General features: G+C 63.1%; 1 protein-coding gene. It reads right to left on the reverse strand.

The genetic code is table 11. From position 1 onward, the window contains the following. Window positions 1-132: 132 nt before the first annotated feature. Window positions 133-1,641 carry a sugar porter family MFS transporter gene (locus tag B7G66_RS13795; protein ID WP_003621693.1) on the reverse strand — a complete coding sequence of 503 codons (1,509 nt, stop codon included), beginning with the start codon at window positions 1,639-1,641 and terminating at the stop codon, window positions 133-135. Window positions 1,642-1,776 lie beyond the last annotated feature (135 nt).

The raw sequence follows: 1,776 nt of genomic DNA on the forward strand, positions 1-1,776 counted from the left end.
CAAAAAGCTTCAGAAGACGCCGCCTTTTTCGATCAAAAGGCGGCGCCCAAAAACTTTTTTATCAATGACCTGTTTTCAAACACTCTCTTGGGCGCGCGGATACCATGGGTATGGCCATCCGGGGCGGGCAGGTCAGTCCCCCGGCCGCGTGTCCGTGCGATGGCCGGTATCCGTATGAAACGTGCCGGCGTAAAACGTGCCCGAGCGCAGCGCGCCTTCGATCTGTTCCAGGCTGGTGCCTGCGGTTTCGGGCACGTATTTCCAGACGAACGCGAACGCCGCGACATTGATGACCCCGAACAGCCAGAACGTCCCCGTCGTGCCCAGCGCCGCGACAAGCGACAGGGTGACAAGCGAGACAAGCGTATCGGACAGCCAGACCGTGGCGCTTGCCATGCCCATGGCCTTGCTGCGCACGAACAGGGGAAAGACCTCGGCCGCGATCAGCCATACCGCAACCGACAGGGAGCCGAAGTTAAAGAAGATATAGCCCAGCAGCGATGCAACCATCAGCACCAGCCGCACCCCCGTCAGGGGCGCGGGGTCAAGGAAGACACCCCCCAGCACAAACAGCGACAGCGCCGCCACCGGCAGCATCCACAACATCATGCGCCGGCGGCCCACCCGGTCGATCAGGGCGATGCCCATGGCCGTGGTGATGGTGGATGTCACCCCGACCCCCACCGATGTCAGCAGTGCCGCCGAATGCCCCAACCCCGCCTGTGACAGGATGATGGGCGCGTAATAGACAATGACATTCGGGCCTGAAAGCTGTGAAAAGGCCGCAACCCCCAGCGCGGCAATCAGCGCGGGACGGATCCAGCGCGGTTTCAGGCTGGCCCGGTGTTCCCCCGCCGTCGTGGCCGCGCCAATGCGCAGGACATCATCCAGTTCCTGTCGCACGATATCCTGATGCCCACGCAGTTTATACAGGATGGAGACCGCATGATGTTCACGTTCATGATGCAGCAGCCAGCGCGGGCTTTCGGGCAGGAACAGCATCCCCACCCCCAGCAGCAGCGCCGGGATGGCGCCCAGCATGAACATCGCGCGCCATGACCCGGCCCCCCCCGACAGTTCATACCCGACAAAGAACGCCAGAAGCAGCCCCAGCGAGAACACAAGCTGGAACAGCGACACCAGCCCCCCGCGCCGTGCCGCGGGCGCCAGTTCGGCGACATAGACCGGCACGATCTGCGTGGTGGCCCCGATCGCAACCCCCAGCCACAGCCGCGCCCCGATCAGCGTGCGCACATCAGGGGCCAGCCCACAGACCAGCGACGCGACGATGAAGATCGCGGCCGCCACCATGATGGCCGGTCGCCGCCCCCACCGGTCCGACACCGGACCGCTGAGCAATGCGCCAAAAATCGCACCGATATTGAGTGCCGCCGCAACCCATTCCTGCCCCGCGGTGGACAGGGAGAAGGTCTGCGTGACGAAAATCAGGGCAGAGGCGATGATCCCGGTATCATATCCGAACAGCAATCCCCCCACCGCCGCGACGGCCGCGGCGATGGAGACATATCGCCGCGCGGCCACGGTCTGGTCCCCCCGATGCACCATGCCCGACAGCGCGGATAACGCGCGCTGGTGGGTCTGGTGATGCGATGTGGCCTGGATGTCCGCAGTGGTGGGCATGCCGGGGTCCTTTGGCTAGGTTTTTTTAAGAGAGTGTCTGAAAGCAGCTCATTGATGAAAAAGCAGGAAAAGTTTCCGGGTGCCGCCTGTTGATCGAAAAAGGCGGCGTCTTTCGAAGCTTTTTGGAAAAAGCTT

Origin of the sequence: Novacetimonas hansenii JCM 7643 (genome assembly GCF_000964405.1) — a bacterium.
Lineage (GTDB): Bacteria > Pseudomonadota > Alphaproteobacteria > Acetobacterales > Acetobacteraceae > Novacetimonas > Novacetimonas hansenii.